The sequence below is a fragment of the Streptomyces sp. NPDC058291 genome (assembly GCF_042880855.1).
Classification (GTDB): domain Bacteria; phylum Actinomycetota; class Actinomycetes; order Streptomycetales; family Streptomycetaceae; genus Streptomyces.
In genome coordinates this window covers 51,490-67,019 of sequence record NZ_JBHVYK010000013.1, presented here as the reverse complement: position 1 = coordinate 67,019, position 15,530 = coordinate 51,490, and the positions used below count along the sequence as shown (strand labels likewise).

Below are 15,530 nucleotides of genomic sequence, written 5' to 3'. Positions count from 1 at the left end.
GGTCGTCCCCACTCGACGCGACGTCGCCCGCACCCGCCAGGGCCCGGCCCGCGCCCGCCCCGCCCCTCGTCCGTCACGACCCGCTCCGGAGAACTCCGCCCGTGACCCTGCGCATCGTCCACCGGCCCGCCCGGAGCACCCGTCCGCTCGAATCCGTCCGGCCCCGCACGGTCGAGGCGCCGCCCAACCTGCCCGAGGGGAAGATCGGCAATGCGGCGACCGCGCTGCTGCCGATGGCCGGCGTCATGGGTTCCGTGGTCATGATGACCGTGATCCGCAACAGCCGGTTCGCGGCGCTGGGCGCGGTCGTCCTGGTCTTCGCGCTGCTCGGGGCGGTGGCCCTGTTCCTGTCGCAGCGCGGCAAGGCGCAGCGCACCCGGCGCAGCCAGCGCGAGCGCTACCTGGAGTACCTGGAGGAGTTGCGGGAGGAGATGGGGGCCGCCGAGCGCCAGCTGCGGGATGCCGAGCGGGAGCTCAACCCGTCGCCGGACGCCCTGTACGACCTGGTGCGGGATCCGGCCCGGTTGTGGGAGCGGCGCCGCAAGGACGCCGACTTCCTGCGGGTGCGGGTCGGCCTCGGTGACGTGCCGGTCCAGGAGCCGGTCGTGCAGCAGAGCGGCGCCGGCGGGGTGATGACACCGCCGGACCCGTTCATGCTCAACGAGGCGCGCGCCCTGCAACGCAGGTTCGCGACGGCCGCGGACGTGCCGTTGCCGGTGCCGCTGGACCGCGCCGGGAACGTCAGCGTCGTCGGCGACCGGGAGGGCGTCCTGCGGGTGGCGCGGGCGCTGCTGGTGCAGACGGCGGTGACGCACGCGCCGGACGACGTGGCGCTCGCGCTGGCCGTACCGGGCGAGCGGTCGGCTGAGTGGGAGTGGGCCAAGTGGCTGCCCCATGTGCTGGATCCGCAGGCGCACGACGGCCGGGTGGCGGCCCGCCGTATCGCGCCGGACCTGCGGCAGCTGGCCGACCGGCTGCGCCACGATCTGGGCCGGCGGTCCGCGTACGCGGCGGAGGTGCGGCGCGGTCTGGCCGACCGGGACGCGCTGCGGCTGGCCGGCCGGCTGCTGGTGGTCGTGGACGGCTACGGCGAGCCGGCCGGCGAACTCCCGCGCCCGGACTCGGCGGTCGGGCTGTCCGACATGGGCGTCACCGTGGTGCACCTCCTCCAGGAGCAGGTCCACGAGCCGGACGAGGTGAGCGTCCGCGTCCACGTCGACGGCGACCGGGTGGTCGTCGACGAGCTGCGCGGCTCGGCCGCCGAGGGCGCCGTCGACCCCGTCACGGTCGCCGGCGCGGAGGGCATCGCCCGGCTGCTGGCCCCGCTGCGGCTGTCACCGGAGTCCGCCGCCGAGGGCGATCCCGTCACCGGACCGGTCGACTTCCCCGCGCTCCTCGGCATCGCCGACCCCGCCGAACCGGATCTGTCCACCCTGTGGAGGCCCCGCGGCGAACGTGACTTCCTGCGCGTCCCCATCGGCCTGACGGACCGTCATGAGCCGGTCCTGCTGGACCTGAAGGAGTCCTCCCAGCTCGGCATGGGACCGCACGGGCTGTGCGTGGGCGCGACCGGCTCCGGCAAGAGCGAGTTGTTGCGCACCCTCGTCCTCGCCCTCGCCGCCACCCACCCCCCGGAGGACCTCGCCCTCGTCCTGGTCGACTACAAGGGCGGCGCCACGTTCGCCCCCTTCGCCGAACTGCCCCACGTCGCCGGGATGATCACCAACCTGGAGAACCAGGCCGGTCTCGTCGAACGCGTCCACACCAGCCTGGCCGGCGAGGTCAGGCGCCGCCAGCAGGTGCTCAAGGACGCCGGGAACGTCGCCGACATCGGCCACTACGCGCTGCTGCGCGCGACGGGCAGACCGGACCTCGAACCGCTCCCGCACCTGTTCGTCGTCATCGACGAGTTCGGCGAACTCCTCACCGCCAAACCGGACTTCATCGACCTGTTCCTGTCCATCGGCCGCATCGGCCGCTCCATCGGCGTGCACCTGCTGCTGTCCAGTCAGCGCATCGAGGGCGGCAAGCTCAAGGGCCTGGACACCTACCTGTCGTACCGGCTGGGCCTGCGGACCTTCTCCGCCGACGAGTCCCGCACGGTCCTCGACACCACCGACGCCTTCCATCTGCCGCCTCTGCCGGGGTTCGGCTACCTGAAGGTCGACACCTCCACCTACGAGCGGTTCAAGGCCGGCTACGTCTCCGGCGCGCACCGCGGGCCGGCGGTGCAGGACCGGAGCGCCGACGAACCGCTGGTCCTGCCCTACCCGACGTACGACGCCGCCCAGGAGACCGAGGAGCCCGCGGAGGAGTCCGCCGCCACCCGGCGGGAGACCGGCCCGACCGTGCTGTCCCTCATGGTCGGCCGGTTCGCCGGCGCGGCGCCCGCCGTGCGCCGCATCTGGCTGCCCCCGCTGCCGGACGCCGTCACCCTGGACGCGGCCGCCGGCCCCGTGCGGGTCTCCGAGCGCGGACTGCGTCTGGCGCGCGCCGCGGGCGGCATGCGGGTGCCACTCGGGGTGCTCGACGACCCGGCCCGGCAGTGGCAGGGCCAGTGGGTGCTGGACCTGACCATGGCCGGCGGCCATGTGGCCGTGATCGGCGGCCCGCAGTCCGGCAAGACCACGCTCCTGCGGACCCTCGTGCTGTCCCTGGCGGCCACCCACACCCCCCAGGACGTCGCCGTGTACGGCCTGGACCTGGTCGGCGGCGGCCTCTCGGCGCTGGCCGCCCTGCCGCACGTCGGCGGCGTCGCCGGACGGGCCGACCGCGAGCGCGCGGCCCGTACGGTCGCCGAGGTGCGGACCATGCTCGCCGAGCGCGAGACGGTGTTCCGCGAGCACGGCATCGACTCCGTCGACCAGCTCCGCCGGCTGCGCGCCCAGGGCCGGGTGCCTCGGCTCGGCTCCACGGACGTGGTCCTCGTCGTCGACGGGTTCGGTGCGCTGCGCGACGACTTCGCCGACCTCGACGAGCCGATCGCCGACCTGCTGAAGCGCGGCGGCGGCTACGGCATCCACGTGGTGGCGGGCATGCTGCGCTGGAACGACGTCCGCATCGCCACCCAGTCGATGTTCGGCACACGCGTCGAGCTGCGCCTGAACGATCCCGCCGACTCCTCCGTCGACCGCAGGCTGTCCGAGACCCTCTCGCCCGACGTGCCCGGCCGGGTGCTCACCGACGGCAAGCTGTTCGCGCAGGTCGCCCTGCCCCGCCTCGACGGCTCGCCCACGACCGGCGATCTGGGCCCGGCCCTGGACGAGGCGGCCCGGACCGTGCACGCCACCTGGCCAGGTGAACCCGCCGCCCCGGTGCGGGTGCTGCCCGCCCGGCTGCCGGCGACCCGGCTGCCCTCGCCGGCCGCCGAACCGCGGCGGATACCGGTCGGCCTCGACCAGGACGCCCTCGCCCCCGTGCTGCTCGACCTGTTCGGCGGCGACCAGCACCTGCTGATCCTGGGCGACAACGAGTGCGGCAAGACGAACCTCCTGAAGCTGATCGTCGCCGGTCTCGTCGAGCGGTACTCCGACGAGGAGCTGGTGTTCGGCGTCTTCGACCCGCGCCGCGGGCTGCGCGGCGTCGTCCCCGAGCCGTACCGGGGCGGCTACGCCCACAACGCCACGCTCGCCGCCGCCCTCGCCACGGGCATCGCCGCCGAACTGCAGAAGCGGCTGCCGGAGACCGCCGACCCGGACGCGCCCGAGACCGGCGAACCCTCGTTCCGGGGCCCGCGGATCGTCATCCTCGTCGACGACTACGACATCCTCACCACCGCCGGGCAGCAGCCCCTCGCGCCGTTCCTGCCGTACGTCTCCAGCGCCCAGGACATCGGTCTGCACTTCGTCCTCGCGCGCCGCACCGCCGGGGCGTCCCGCGCGCTGTACGAACCGCTCCTGACCACCCTGCGCGAGACGGGCACGACGGCCCTGGTCATGGCCGGCGACCGCACCGAGGGGCAGCTCTTCCCCGGCCTGTACGCGTCCCAGCAGCCGCCCGGACGCGGCACCCTGGTCCGCCGCGGCCGACGCCACCAGCTCGTCCAGACCGCGCTGACCGGAGCCCACGAGGAGGAGTCGTGACCAAGGACGTCATCGCCCTGACCCCGAGGATGCCGGACACCTGGGCCCTGCTGGCCGGCCTGTACGCGGGTGGGTCCGCGACGCACGTGACGGCCGGGTCCGAGGGCGCGGTGCTGCGGCTGAGCGCCCCGGACGGCAGGCCTCTCGTGTCCGTGGAGGCCCCGCTGCTCGTCCAGGTCCCCGGGGAGGCCGAACGGCTGCTCGGACGGGAGGTGCCCGTGCCGTTCTGGTGGACCGAGGCGCGGGCCTCCGGCGCCGTGCCCGAGGCGGAGCGGCTGGCCGGATCGGTGTGCGGGCGGCTCGCCCTGCTGCTGGGCGGCAGCACCTGGCCCGACCCCGCGGCGGGCACCGAGGTCGTGGACGTGAGCGCGGCCGTCGCACCCGACGACGGGCAGCCGGTCGTGGACGTCCTCACCGACAGCACGGCCGTCGTCCTCGCCGACCGTCCCGTCCTGGCGCTGACCACCTGGCTCTCCGAGGTGCTGCGCGACACCGCGGAGTCCGGCCGCGCCCTGCAGATCGTCACCCCGCCGCACGTCCGGCTCAGCGCCCCGGCCCGCGCCACCCTCCTGCAGGTGCCCAACCGCTGGGTCGTCCAGGACCCCGCGCAGGGCTACTACGACGGACTCTCCGGTGCGGTGCTGCGCTGGCGGGACGGAACGTTCGCACCGGCGCTCGCGGCGGACGGCACGGCCTCGGTCGCCGAGGCGTTCGGCAGGACCTCCCCCAGCGCCGAACGGCAGCTGATCGTGGCGTTCCGCACCACGCTCCCCGCTCAGGAGGACGTCGTCCTGGGCGAAGGCGTGGAGACCGCCTGGCGCGCGCTCACCGGATCGCCGCCGGCCGGCTGGGGCACCGCGGAACCCGTCAACCTGCCGTGGTCGCCGCGCCGGCTGACCGACCTGGCACGCGACCGGGCCCCCGAACCCACCCACCTCATCGTGACCGGAAGCCCGGACCGGCCCGCACTGGCCTGGATCCGGGTCACGCGGACGGCGGAGGGCGTCGAGCAGGACGTGACGCTGACCCTCGGGTACGGGGACGGCGAGGAGCCGCCCCTGGAGGTGATCGCTCCGCTCGCCGAGACCCTCGTCGAGGGACACGGCCTGACGACGATGCTGACCTCGGTCCGCCGGGGCTCCCGCGGCCTCACCACGGCGCCCGTGCTCCAGGCGCCGCCGCTACCGGTCGCCTTCACCCTGGGCGCGCGGGACGTACGCGGCATCGGCCTCACCCACGCCCGCCGCCCGCCCGTCGCGGTGCGCCCCCTCGCCCTGGGCCCGGCCTCCGCCCCGGCCCTGCACTACCCGCTGGGCGACGGGACGGACGCTCGTACCCTCACCGAGCTCCAGCAGCTGGCGGCGCATCTGCGGGCCGGAATGCCGGGGGCGGAGACAGAGACCTGACGGCCGCTTCTGGTACCGAAAACTCGTACCACTACCAGTACCGTTTTCCTGTACCGGCACTCAGGAGGAGCTCACCATGTCGATCAGTGCCAGCGAGGCGAGAAAGACCCTGTTCCCCCTGATCGAGCAGGTCAACAACGACCACACCGTCGTAGAGATCACCTCCCGGTCCGGCGACGCGGTGCTGATGTCCGCCGACGACTACCGGTCATGGCAGGAAACCGTGTACCTCCTGCGTTCTCCCGCCAACGCGGCGCGTCTGATGAGGTCGGTGGCGGCCTACCGGGCCGGAGCGGAAACCGTCGAGAAGACCATGGACGACTTGTACGCCGCGGTGGACGGTGAGGAGTGAGGAACGTCCGCTTCACCCCCGACGGATGGGACGACTTCGTCTACTGGGCGACGACCGATCCGAAGATGTGCCGCCGCCTGGCGAAGGTGATCGACGACTGCCGACGCCATCCCTTTGCCGGGATCGGGAAACCGGAGCCCCTGAGGGGCGAGCTGTCCGGGTTCTGGTCCCGCCGGAACAACGACGAACACCGCCTGGTGTACGCGGTGGAGGACCAGGCCGTCGTGGTCCTCAAGGCCCGCCACCACTACGGCTGAGCACCGATCGACGACCGCCGACGACCGCCGACTGCCGCTCCTCGGCGAACAGCGGAGCGAACGAAACGGGCCGACGGCACATGCCGGACGCATCAAACACATCCCCGGCGCATTGCATCACTTGTAATGAACCGTGCAGGTCAAACGGGTGACGCGGGCAAATCGCCCCCCATGATGTGGTCGTTCACCACCCCTCCCACAAGGAGCACGACCATGTCGGAGACAGCCGAGCCCAACGTCGGCGCCTTCACCCTCGGCGCCGCGGTCACCGTCGAACCCCCCACCCCGGTGGAGGTCCCGGACCACGAGGACTGGACCCTGCCGAACGGCTTCGCCTGGATCTTCCGGGGCGAGGGCAACACCACCCCCGGCAGTCTCGTCCGTCCCGTGATCATGGCCGACGGTTTCAACCTCGGCCGCAGCGAGCTCGACAAGCTGTACCAGGGCCTGGAGAGCGGCTTCCCCTTCGTCAGCGAGCTGCGCGGCCGCGGCAGAGACGTCGTCCTGCTCGGGTTCGAGGAGCGCAGCGCGTCGATCCTGGACAACGCGCAGGCCGCCGAGGCAGCCATCGTCGAGGCCATCGCCCGCCGGCGGGGCAACGCCCCGCTGGTCGTCGGCGGGTTCAGCATGGGTGGCATCGTCACCCGGTACGCGCTGGCCAAGATGGAGTCCCAGGGGAACCGCCCCCACGAGACCGAGCTGTACTTCTCTTACGACAGCCCCCACCGGGGCGCGTCCATCCCCGTCGGCGTGCAGGCGTTCTCGTACTTCATCCCGGTCGCGAACGACTTCGCGAAGCAGATGAACAGCCCGGCGGCCCGCCAGATGCTCTGGCGGCACTACGACAAGGACACCGGGAAGATCGGGGTCGCCAAGGAGCGCACGGAGTTCCTCGACGCGCTGGCAGAGGTCGGCTGGTGGCCGAGCGAGCCGCGGAAGATCGCCGTCGCCAACGGCCGCGCCGACGGGGTCGGCCTCCCGGACGTCACACCCGGGGCCATCGCGCTGCGCATCGCCCAGATCTACCCGGGCACCACCTTCTACACCCAGGCCCAGGGCGACGACGTGACGGTCGCCTACCTGAACCGTCGGTTCCCCGCGGCCGAGAAGACCATCACCACCGACGGCTTCCCGGAGCTGGACGGCGCGCCCGGCGGCACCCTGCACACGTACAAGATCCTCGCCGACGCGATGGAGAAGCTCGGCGGCACGGTGGATCTGCGGCACGAGGAGGTGTGCTTCGTGCCGTCGGTGAGCGCGGTCGCCATCCGCGACATCGACACGCAGGACGCGTTGTACGCGAAGATCACCGAAATGTCCCCGGAAGAGAGCGAGCTGGACGACTTCGTCTGTTCGTCGACGACCACGCCGCACACCGGGATCACCCCGCAGCTGTGCGAGTGGCTGCTGGGCCAGCTCTCCAGCTGACCCGCGGCGTCCCGCCCAGGCGCCACCGGGGCCGCCCATCCGCTCACACCTGGCGGAGGGCAGCCCCTTCGCCGCTCCCGTATCCGGCGGTCCTAGGCAGGCGGCGCGGGCGCCTCGGGGGCGGGCGGCAGGGGGTCGGAGACGAACGATCCCCGGGCTCGTACGGTCACCACGAGCCCCCTGTCCCGAAGGATGTCCAGAGCGCGGCGGACGGTGCCGGGACCGACTTTGTGCTCATGGGTCATGGTCAGTTCGCCCGGCAGTCGCGTGCCCGGCGGGTACTCACCGGAACGGATCTTCCGTTCGATGATCGCGGCGAGCTGTTCATAGACGTACTGCGGCGAATCGGGGCTGATCTTGTCCACCCGCTGACCGTATGCCGCTACCTTCCACCGCGCATTACTTAGTACTACTACCAACTACTACCTACCACTACCGCCGTTGAGCTAGGCTCCTGAGGACAAAGACGCCCCGGCGGGAAGGGTGAGAGCTTCCGTGCCGGGGCTGAGCCGACTGAACAGGAGTCGACCTATGCGCAGCCTACTGGCCGCGATCCTGAGCCTCTTCCTGCCGCCTCGCGGAGCGCACCGCGCACTCGGGCCCTCGCCGTTCCCGGCCGTTCCCCCGCAGCCACGGGCCCGCGCGACCGGGACGCGTCCGGCCCCCGCGGACGTGATCCTCGCCGACGGGCTGCCGCTGGTCAGGCCGTACCTCGCCGTCTGGGAAGGCGAACGCGACGCCCTGGACCGCAGGCGCCTCCAGCGGGAGCGGCGGCGCGCGGCGGTCCTCGCCGCCCTGGGCCAGGACCACGTCCCGGCGGAGGTCGCCGCATGAGCGCCAGGCGGTTCCGCAGCGTCGGCGTCGACCCCGCCACCGGCAAGGAGGCGTTCGTGCTCGCGCGCCCCGGCGGCGTGCTGGAGGAACTCGCCGACGCGCACGCCCTCAAGGCCGCCGCCGTCCTGGTGACGGTCGTCGGGGCCGTGCTGGAGGCCGGCAGGTCGTCGGACGCCGAACTCGCCGCCTTCGTACCGTCGCTGCACGCGGCGCTCGAGGAATGCGTCGGCATCATGGCGGCGGACAGGGAGCGCTCGGCATAACGCGCGGGCGCGTCAGTAGCTGAGGCCCCGAAAGTGCAGGAACGCGGAACGCAGTTCGGCGTCGAGGAGGAGGTCGAGGATCTCCTCCTCTCCCGCGAACAGGGCATCGGCCGCCGGATGGCCGGACTGATGGAACATGGCGACCAGTACATCGATGAGGGGACGGTTCCAGGTGACCCGGACGATCTCCGTCGCCTTGTCACGCTGCCCCTTGTCCATGGCCGTGCGCCACAGCTCGATGGAGTGTCTGGCTGTCGCGTAGGCGTCCCTGCGTCCCTCCACCAGAACCGCTCTCGCGTTCAGGCCGAACACCTCGATACAGGCCTCCCCCCGGTCGGTCAGGCCCCGATACGTTCCGAGCGGGAGCACCAGCCGCAGGTGGTCCAACGGGTCCTCGGCTGACGGGTCGACGAGCAGCGGGCTGCCGTCGGCCGCGGCGGGAAAGAGGTCCCGCTTCTGATTGCTGTTGCAGAACGAGCAGGCGAGCAGATGGTTCAGCCAGTCGAAGGTACGCAGCGGAGCGAGACTCTTCGGCTCGAAGTGGTCGATGTCGGTGCCCTGGCTGTCACCGCAGTACATGCAGCGTTCGCGGCCGGGTGCCATCTCCGCGAGCCCCGCGACGAGTGCGGGGCGGACCTGTCGGCGATTCGCCCAGAGTTCCTTCGCCCTGTCCTTGCGTTCCTTCTCCGTGGCCTGTTGCCGGATTTCGGCGGTGTAGTCCGCCAGTCGTTCCGTCGTGACCGCCGGCAGGAGGGCACGCCGCAGGCGGATCACTCCGCGTCATCCTTCGCGCCCTCGGCGATCTCCTCCGCCAGTCGGTGGAGGTGGGCCGACACCTCGTCCACGCGGGCCGACGGCGAACTCGCGAGCCGCGCCTTCAGTTCCTTGTAGCGCGCGAGCGACTCGGAGGACGTGGTCCCGTCGTAGATCTGTGCCTCCAGGTCCACGAACTCGGCCCTGGCCCGTTCGGCCCGCTCCGAGTACGGGGTGTCCAGGCCGAACAGGTCCGAGAGGACCGCGTCGTCGCCGCTGCCGTACACCACCCGGTCGTACAGGTCCTGGTCGATGACCTCGGGTGGGAGTGCCTCGTCCACGCCGGGCAGCCTGATCAGACCGCCGGGATCCGCGGCCTGGCAGATGTAGGGGCTGTGCGTGGTGACGATGAACTGGATGCGAGGGAAGTGGGAGGTCAGCCACGGGCCGATACGGCGCTGCCAGGAGACGTGCAGATGGGCGTCGATCTCGTCGATGATGACGACACCGGGCGTCATCAGACGCGTCGGACCGTCTCCGACCTCCGCTAGGTTGGACTCCCACAGGTCGGCGCCGAACGCGTCGTGCAACTGTTTGAGGATGTCGACGACCAGAGCGGCCACGGTACGGAATCCGTCGCTCATCTCCCGCATCGGGAAACGGCTGCCGTGCCGCTCCACCCACAGTCCGTCGGAGTCCACGTCGACGATCCGGTATCCGTCCGGCAGCAGTCCGTCTCCGAGGAGTGCCAGTGCGAACCGCTTCAACCTGGCTGCGCCCGGGCGGCGTTCCAGTGCCCGCAGATGCTGCTCGATCAGCCAGGCAACGCCTTCGGCGAGCGAGGCGTCCTCGTGGAAGAGGCTCGCATGCCTGGCCACCGGCCCGGACGTCAGCATCAGCCGCTGCACCTCGCCGGAACCACCGGCCATCCGCCGGAACGGTCCGTAGGCCGCACTGAACCAGCCCGCAGGGTTGTCCGCCCACGGACCACGACGGGCGATGCTGGTCTGAGCCTTGGTGTGCCTGATCTCCTGCAGACCGGGAAGGACGCCTCTGCGAACGGGAACCTTGCCGGCCGACCCGTCTCGGGGCGTGGTCCAGCGGAGTCCGGCCCGGACCGCACCGGCAGGCGGACGGCCCTGCGAGAAACGGTCGTGGCTCGCGTCCCGGACGATCTCGACCTCGACCTCCCCCGCGGTGCTGTGCTCGGTCACCCAGTTCTCGAAGCCCGGCACCAGACCTCGTGCCACCGCGGGACCACTGAGCGCCAGCGCCATGGCCCGCAACAACGTCGTCTTGCCCGAGCCATTGCGACCGGCGAGGACCGTCCACCCGGCGTGGCTGCCGTCGGGGCGGGTCAGAGTGAGGTCCACCTCGCGGGGACCGTGGAAGGACTTGATGTCCTTCACGATGATCCGGCTGACGTACATGGGCGTCGGCATCCGTTCGTTCGGGTGTCGCGCCTGATCCTACGGCCGCGGCCCGCCCGCCGGTGGCGGAGGCGGCCGGGCCGCGGTGCCGTCAGGCTGCCGTGTGCGTCAGGCTGCCGTGTGCGTCACGAAGCGTTGCGCGGTCTCGGCGAGCACCTCCCTGCCGTCCCTCGCCCACAGCGCATCGTTGAACAGCTCGACCTCGATCGCGCCCGCGTACCCGGCCGCCTCCACGTAGCCCTGCCACTCGCGCATGTCGATCGCGCCGTCGCCGATCTGGCCGCGGCCGTTGAGGACGCCCTCGGGCAGCGGCGTCGTCCAGTCGGCGAGCTGGAAGGTGTGGATGCGGCCGCCCGCGCCCGCCCGGGCGATCTGGGCGGGCGCCTGGTCGTCCCACCAGATGTGGTACGTGTCGACCGTGACGCCGACCTGGTGGGCCGGGAAGCGCTCGGCCAGGTCGAGGGCCTGGGCGAGCGTGGAGACCACGCAGCGGTCGGCCGCGTACATCGGGTGCAGGGGCTCGATGGCGAGCTTCACCCCGTGCTCCTCGGCGTACGGGCCCAGTTCGGCGAGGGCGTCCGCGATGCGTTCTCGGGCGCCGTGCAGGTCCCTGGAGCCGGCGGGCAGGCCGCCGGAGACCAGGACCAGCACCTCGGTGCCGAGGGCGGCCGCCTCGTCGACCGCGCGGCGGTTGTCGGCCAGGGCCGCCGCCCGCTCGGCGGGGTCGATCGCGGTGAGGAAGCCGCCCCGGCACAGGGTCGTCACCGTCAGGCCCGCGTCGCGGACCAGCTTCGCGGTGGCCTCCACGCCGTACGTCTGCACGGGCTCACGCCACAGGCCGACGTTCGTCACGCCCAGGTCACCGCAGGCGTCGGCCAGTTCGGGAAGCGACAGCTGCTTCACCGTCATCTGGTTGACGGAGAAGCGGGTGAGGGGGCCGGTCACTGGGTCACTCCGTACAGGGCGAGCAGGGTCTTCATCCGTTCCTCGGCCAGCTTGGGGTCGGGGAACAGACCCAGGCCGTCGGCGAGTTCGTAGGCGCGGGCGAAGTGCGGGAGGGAGCGGGCCGACTGCAGGCCGCCGACCATCGTGAAGTGCGACTGGTGGCCGGCCAGCCAGGCCAGGAAGACCACGCCCGTCTTGTAGAAGCGGGTGGGGGTCTGGAAGAGGTGGCGGGAGAGCTCGACCGTGGGGTCCAGCAGCTCCCGGAAGCCGGTCACGTTCCCCGTGTCGAGGACGCGGACCGCCTCCGCCGCCAGCGGTCCCAGCGGGTCGAAGATGCCGAGCAGGGCATGGCTGAAACCCTGCTCGTCGCCCGCGATCAGCTCGGGGTAGTTGAAGTCGTCGCCGGTGTAGCAGCGCACGCCCTGCGGCAGCCTGCGCCGGATGTCGATCTCGCGCCGGGCGTCCAGCAGCGAGACCTTGATGCCCTCCACCTTGTCGGGGTGGGCGGCGATGACGTCGAGGAAGGTGCCGGTGGCCGTGTCCAGGCCGGCGGAGCCCCAGTAGCCCTCCAGCGCCGGGTCGAACATCGGGCCCAGCCAGTGCAGGATCACCGGCTCGGCGGACTGGCGCAGCAGATGGCCGTAGACGTCCAGGTAGTCCTCTGGGCCCGAGGCGGCGGCCGCCAGAGCGCGGGAAGCCATCAGGATGGCCTGGGCGCCCGATTCCTCCACGAGGGCGAGCTGCTCCTCGTAGGCCGCGCGGACCTCGGCGAGCGTGCCGCCGGCGGTGAGCTGGTCGGTGCCGACGCCGCAGGCGATGCGGCCGCCGACCGCCTTCGCCTCGGCGGCGGAGCGGCGGATCAGCTCGGCCGCGCCCGCCCAGTCCAGGCCCATGCCGCGCTGGGCGGTGTCCATCGCCTCGGCGACGCCCAGTCCGTGGGACCACAGGTGGCGGCGGAAGGCGAGGGTGGCGTCCCAGTCGACGGCGGCGGGCGCGTCGGGCGAGCCGTCCGCGAAGGGGTCGGCGACGACGTGCGCGGCCGAGTAGACCGTCCGGGAGGTGAAGGGCGCGCCGGTGGTGGGGGCGAAGGGCTCGGTGCGGGGCTCGTAGGTCCGCAGGCCGCCGCCGGCGGCGGGCAGTCGCAGGGTCACAGCGTGACCTCCGGGACGTCGAGACGGCGGCCCTCGGCGGAGGACCTCAGGCCCAGTTCGGCGAGCTGGACGCCGCGGGCGCCGGCCAGCAGGTCCCAGTGGTAGGGGGCGTCGGCGTACACGTGCTTGAGGAAGAGCTCCCACTGGGCCTTGAAGCCGTTGTCGTACTCGCCGTTGTCGGGGACCTCCTGCCACTGGTCGCGGAAGACCTCGGTGGCGGGGATGTCCGGGTTCCACACCGGCTTGGGGGTCGCGCTGCGGTGCTGGACGCGGCAGTTGCGCAGGCCGGCGACCGCCGAGCCTTCCGTGCCGTCGACCTGGAACTCCACGAGCTCGTCGCGGTTGACGCGCACGGCCCAGGAGGAGTTGATCTGGGCGATGGCGCCGCCGTCGAGTTCGAAGACGCCGTAGGCGGCGTCGTCGGCGGTGGCGTCGTAGGGCTTGCCGTTCTCGTCCCAGCGCTGCGGGATGTGGGTGGTGGCGATGGCCTGGACGGACTTCACCCGGCCGAACAGCTCGTGCAGGACGTACTCCCAGTGCGGGAACATGTCGACGACGATGCCGCCGCCGTCCTCCGCGCGGTAGTTCCACGACGGACGCTGGGCGGCCTGCCAGTCGCCCTCGAAGACCCAGTATCCGAACTCGCCGCGCACGGACAGGATCCGGCCGAAGAAGCCGCCGTCGATGAGGCGCTTGAGCTTCAGCAGCCCCGGCAGGAACAGCTTGTCCTGGACGACGCCGTGCTTGACGCCCGCGGCGGTGGCGAGGCGGGCCAGCTCCAGGGCGCCGTCGAGGCCGGTGGCGGTGGGCTTCTCCGTGTAGACGTGCTTGCCGGCGGCGACCGCCTTCCTGATCGCCTCCTCCCGGGCGGAGGTGACCTGGGCGTCGAAGTAGATCTCGACGGTCGGGTCGGCGAGGACCGCGTCGAGGTCGGTGGAGACGTTCCGCGCGTCCAGGCCGTGCTGCTCGGCGAGCGCCTTGAGGGCGTGCTCGCGGCGGCCGACGAGGACGGGTTCCGGCCACAGCACGGTGCCGTCGCCGAGGTCGAGGCCGCCCTGTTCGCGGAGGGCCAGGATGGAGCGGACGAGGTGCTGGCGGTAACCCATGCGCCCGGTCACGCCGTTCATGGCGATCCGCACCGTCTTGCGTGTCACGTCGATCCCTTCGTAGGCGTCGTGCGCAGCGTGTCTGCGCGTTTCGTACGCGTTGTGCGCGCCGCGTACGCCTCTTCCTGATCAGCGTGACAGCAAGCGCTTTCTATACAGGAAGAAGCTAGCCTCTGACCCGTGGTCCGGACAAGACCGTGTCCATCCCGAGTTGTTCGAGGGGGCGAACAACGGGGCTCCTGGGCCGTAAGGTCGGCTCGACACGCCCGGAACCGCGCCTGCGAAGGCCGCAGTCCCCCAGGGCGTACGACGACGTACGACGAGATGTGTGACCGGAGGACGACGAGATGACGGTGACCCTGGCGGACGTGGCGGCCCGCGCGCAGGTCTCGCCCGCGACGGTGTCGCGCGTGCTGAACGGGAACTACCCCGTCGCCGCTACCACCAGGGAGCGGGTGCTGCGGGCGGTCGACGAGCTGGACTACGTGCTCAACGGGCCGGCGAGCGCGCTGGCCGCGGCCACCTCCGACCTGGTCGGCATTCTGGTGAACGACATCGCCGACCCGTTCTTCGGGATCATGGCGAGCGCGATCCAGTCGGAGATCGGGGGGCCGGGCGGCCGGGCCGGCGGCGAACGCCTCGCGGTGGTCTGCAACACCGGGGGGTCGCCGGAGCGCGAGCTGACCTACCTGACGCTGCTGCAACGGCAGCGGGCGGCGGCCGTGGTGCTCACCGGCGGGGCCGTCGAGGACGAGCCGCACGCGTCGGCGGTGGCGGCGAAGCTGCGCAGGCTGGGCGAGGCGGGCACCCGCGTGGTGCTGTGCGGCCGGCCGCCGGCGCCGGAGACCTCGGCCATAGCCCTGACGTTCGACAACCGCGGAGGCGGCCGGGAGCTGACCGACCACCTGATCGGGCTCGGGCACCGGCGGCTCGGCTACATCGCGGGCCCCGAGGAGCGCACGACCACCCGGCACCGACTGGAGGGCCACCGGGCCGCGCTCGCCGCGGCCGGCATCGAGGAGGACCCGCGCTGGACCGTCCACGGACGCTACGACCGGCGGGCCGGCTACGAGGCGACGCTGGAACTGCTGCGCCGCGACCCGTCCCTGACGGCGGTCGTCGCCGCCAACGACTCCGTCGCGCTCGGGGCCTGCGCGGCGCTGCGGGAGTCGGGGCTGCGGATCCCGGAGGACGTGTCGGTGGCGGGCTTCGACGACCTGCCCTTCAGCATCGACGTCGTGCCCGCCCTGACGACGGTGCGGCTGCCGCTGGCGGAGGCCGGGGCCCGGGCGGGCCGCATCGCCATGGGCCGCGAGGAGCCGCCGCCCGGCGGGATCGCCACGATCCGGGGCGAGTTGATGGTCCGCGGCTCGTCCGGGACCCCACGGAGCTGACGGCGCGGAGGCACCCCCCGGAGCGCCGGGTGGCTACGGCCGGGAGCGGCGCGGGCAGGACTCGCCGCCTCAGCCGGGACGCCACGGAGCTGACGACGCGGGGGCACCCCTGAGCGCCGGGCGGCTGCG

General features: G+C 72.4%; 14 protein-coding genes. 8 read left to right on the top strand and 6 right to left on the bottom strand.

Annotated features, from left to right (window positions below; translation table 11 throughout):
- Positions 1-101: 101 nt before the first annotated feature.
- The 5 genes from eccCa (at position 102) to ACFVYK_RS09365 (ending at position 7,525) form a co-directional block, all read left to right on the top strand.
- On the top strand, positions 102-4,082 hold the full coding sequence (eccCa, locus tag ACFVYK_RS09385) for a type VII secretion protein EccCa (protein WP_389770625.1): 3,981 nt from the start codon (positions 102-104) through the stop codon (positions 4,080-4,082).
- On the top strand, positions 4,079-5,488 hold the full coding sequence (locus ACFVYK_RS09380; RefSeq protein WP_389770622.1) for a DUF6177 family protein: 1,410 nt from the start codon (positions 4,079-4,081) through the stop codon (positions 5,486-5,488). The genes eccCa and ACFVYK_RS09380 overlap by 4 nt, the downstream gene beginning before the upstream one ends.
- Before the next feature lie 76 nt (positions 5,489-5,564).
- Complete coding sequence (locus ACFVYK_RS09375) at positions 5,565-5,840, top strand: type II toxin-antitoxin system Phd/YefM family antitoxin (RefSeq protein ID WP_389770620.1); 276 nt, start codon at positions 5,565-5,567, stop codon at positions 5,838-5,840.
- A complete protein-coding gene (locus ACFVYK_RS09370; protein ID WP_389770618.1) occupies positions 5,837-6,097 on the top strand; it encodes a Txe/YoeB family addiction module toxin in 261 nt (86 codons plus the stop codon). The genes ACFVYK_RS09375 and ACFVYK_RS09370 overlap by 4 nt, the downstream gene beginning before the upstream one ends.
- A gap of 213 nt (positions 6,098-6,310) precedes the next feature.
- A complete protein-coding gene (locus tag ACFVYK_RS09365) occupies positions 6,311-7,525 on the top strand; it encodes a hypothetical protein (protein ID WP_389770616.1) in 1,215 nt (404 codons plus the stop codon).
- A gap of 92 nt (positions 7,526-7,617) precedes the next feature.
- Here the strand turns inward: ACFVYK_RS09365 and ACFVYK_RS09360 are convergent, their stop codons facing one another.
- Positions 7,618-7,890, bottom strand: coding sequence for a GntR family transcriptional regulator (locus tag ACFVYK_RS09360; protein WP_389770613.1), 273 nt, complete (start codon positions 7,888-7,890; stop codon positions 7,618-7,620).
- Between the two features lie 166 nt (positions 7,891-8,056).
- Here ACFVYK_RS09360 and ACFVYK_RS09355 point away from each other — a divergent pair, with 166 nt between their 5' ends.
- Both ACFVYK_RS09355 and ACFVYK_RS09350 read left to right on the top strand, forming a co-directional pair.
- Positions 8,057-8,359, top strand: a complete 303-nt coding sequence (locus ACFVYK_RS09355) for a hypothetical protein (protein WP_389770610.1) — start codon at positions 8,057-8,059, stop codon at positions 8,357-8,359.
- Complete coding sequence (locus ACFVYK_RS09350; RefSeq protein ID WP_389770607.1) at positions 8,356-8,622, top strand: hypothetical protein; 267 nt, start codon at positions 8,356-8,358, stop codon at positions 8,620-8,622. The genes ACFVYK_RS09355 and ACFVYK_RS09350 overlap by 4 nt, the downstream gene beginning before the upstream one ends.
- Positions 8,623-8,634: 12 nt before the next feature.
- On the opposite strand, the gene ACFVYK_RS09345 is transcribed toward ACFVYK_RS09350, so the two are convergent.
- From ACFVYK_RS09345 to ACFVYK_RS09325, 5 genes are all read right to left on the bottom strand, one after another.
- On the bottom strand, positions 8,635-9,396 hold the full coding sequence (locus ACFVYK_RS09345; protein ID WP_389770605.1) for an HNH endonuclease: 762 nt from the start codon (positions 9,394-9,396) through the stop codon (positions 8,635-8,637).
- The gene (locus ACFVYK_RS09340; RefSeq protein WP_389770603.1) at positions 9,393-10,817 is read right to left on the bottom strand and encodes an AAA family ATPase; all 1,425 of its coding nucleotides are present in this window, start codon (positions 10,815-10,817) and stop codon (positions 9,393-9,395) included. Before ACFVYK_RS09340 ends, ACFVYK_RS09345 begins: the two co-directional genes overlap by 4 nt.
- Positions 10,818-10,913: 96 nt before the next feature.
- The gene (locus ACFVYK_RS09335; protein WP_389770751.1) at positions 10,914-11,714 is read right to left on the bottom strand and encodes a sugar phosphate isomerase/epimerase family protein; all 801 of its coding nucleotides are present in this window, start codon (positions 11,712-11,714) and stop codon (positions 10,914-10,916) included.
- Positions 11,715-11,746: 32 nt separating this feature from the next.
- Positions 11,747-12,901, bottom strand: coding sequence for a dihydrodipicolinate synthase family protein (locus ACFVYK_RS09330; RefSeq protein ID WP_389770600.1), 1,155 nt, complete (start codon positions 12,899-12,901; stop codon positions 11,747-11,749).
- Entirely contained in the window at positions 12,898-14,055 is a 1,158-nt protein-coding gene (locus ACFVYK_RS09325; RefSeq protein ID WP_389770597.1) for a Gfo/Idh/MocA family protein, read from the bottom strand. Before ACFVYK_RS09325 ends, ACFVYK_RS09330 begins: the two co-directional genes overlap by 4 nt.
- 299 nt (positions 14,056-14,354) lie before the next feature.
- On the opposite strand from ACFVYK_RS09325, the gene ACFVYK_RS09320 reads away from it, so the two are divergent.
- Positions 14,355-15,401: a LacI family DNA-binding transcriptional regulator gene (locus ACFVYK_RS09320; protein WP_389770595.1), complete on the top strand. Its 1,047-nt coding sequence runs from the start codon at positions 14,355-14,357 to the stop codon at positions 15,399-15,401.
- The last annotated feature ends 129 nt before the right edge of the window (positions 15,402-15,530 follow it).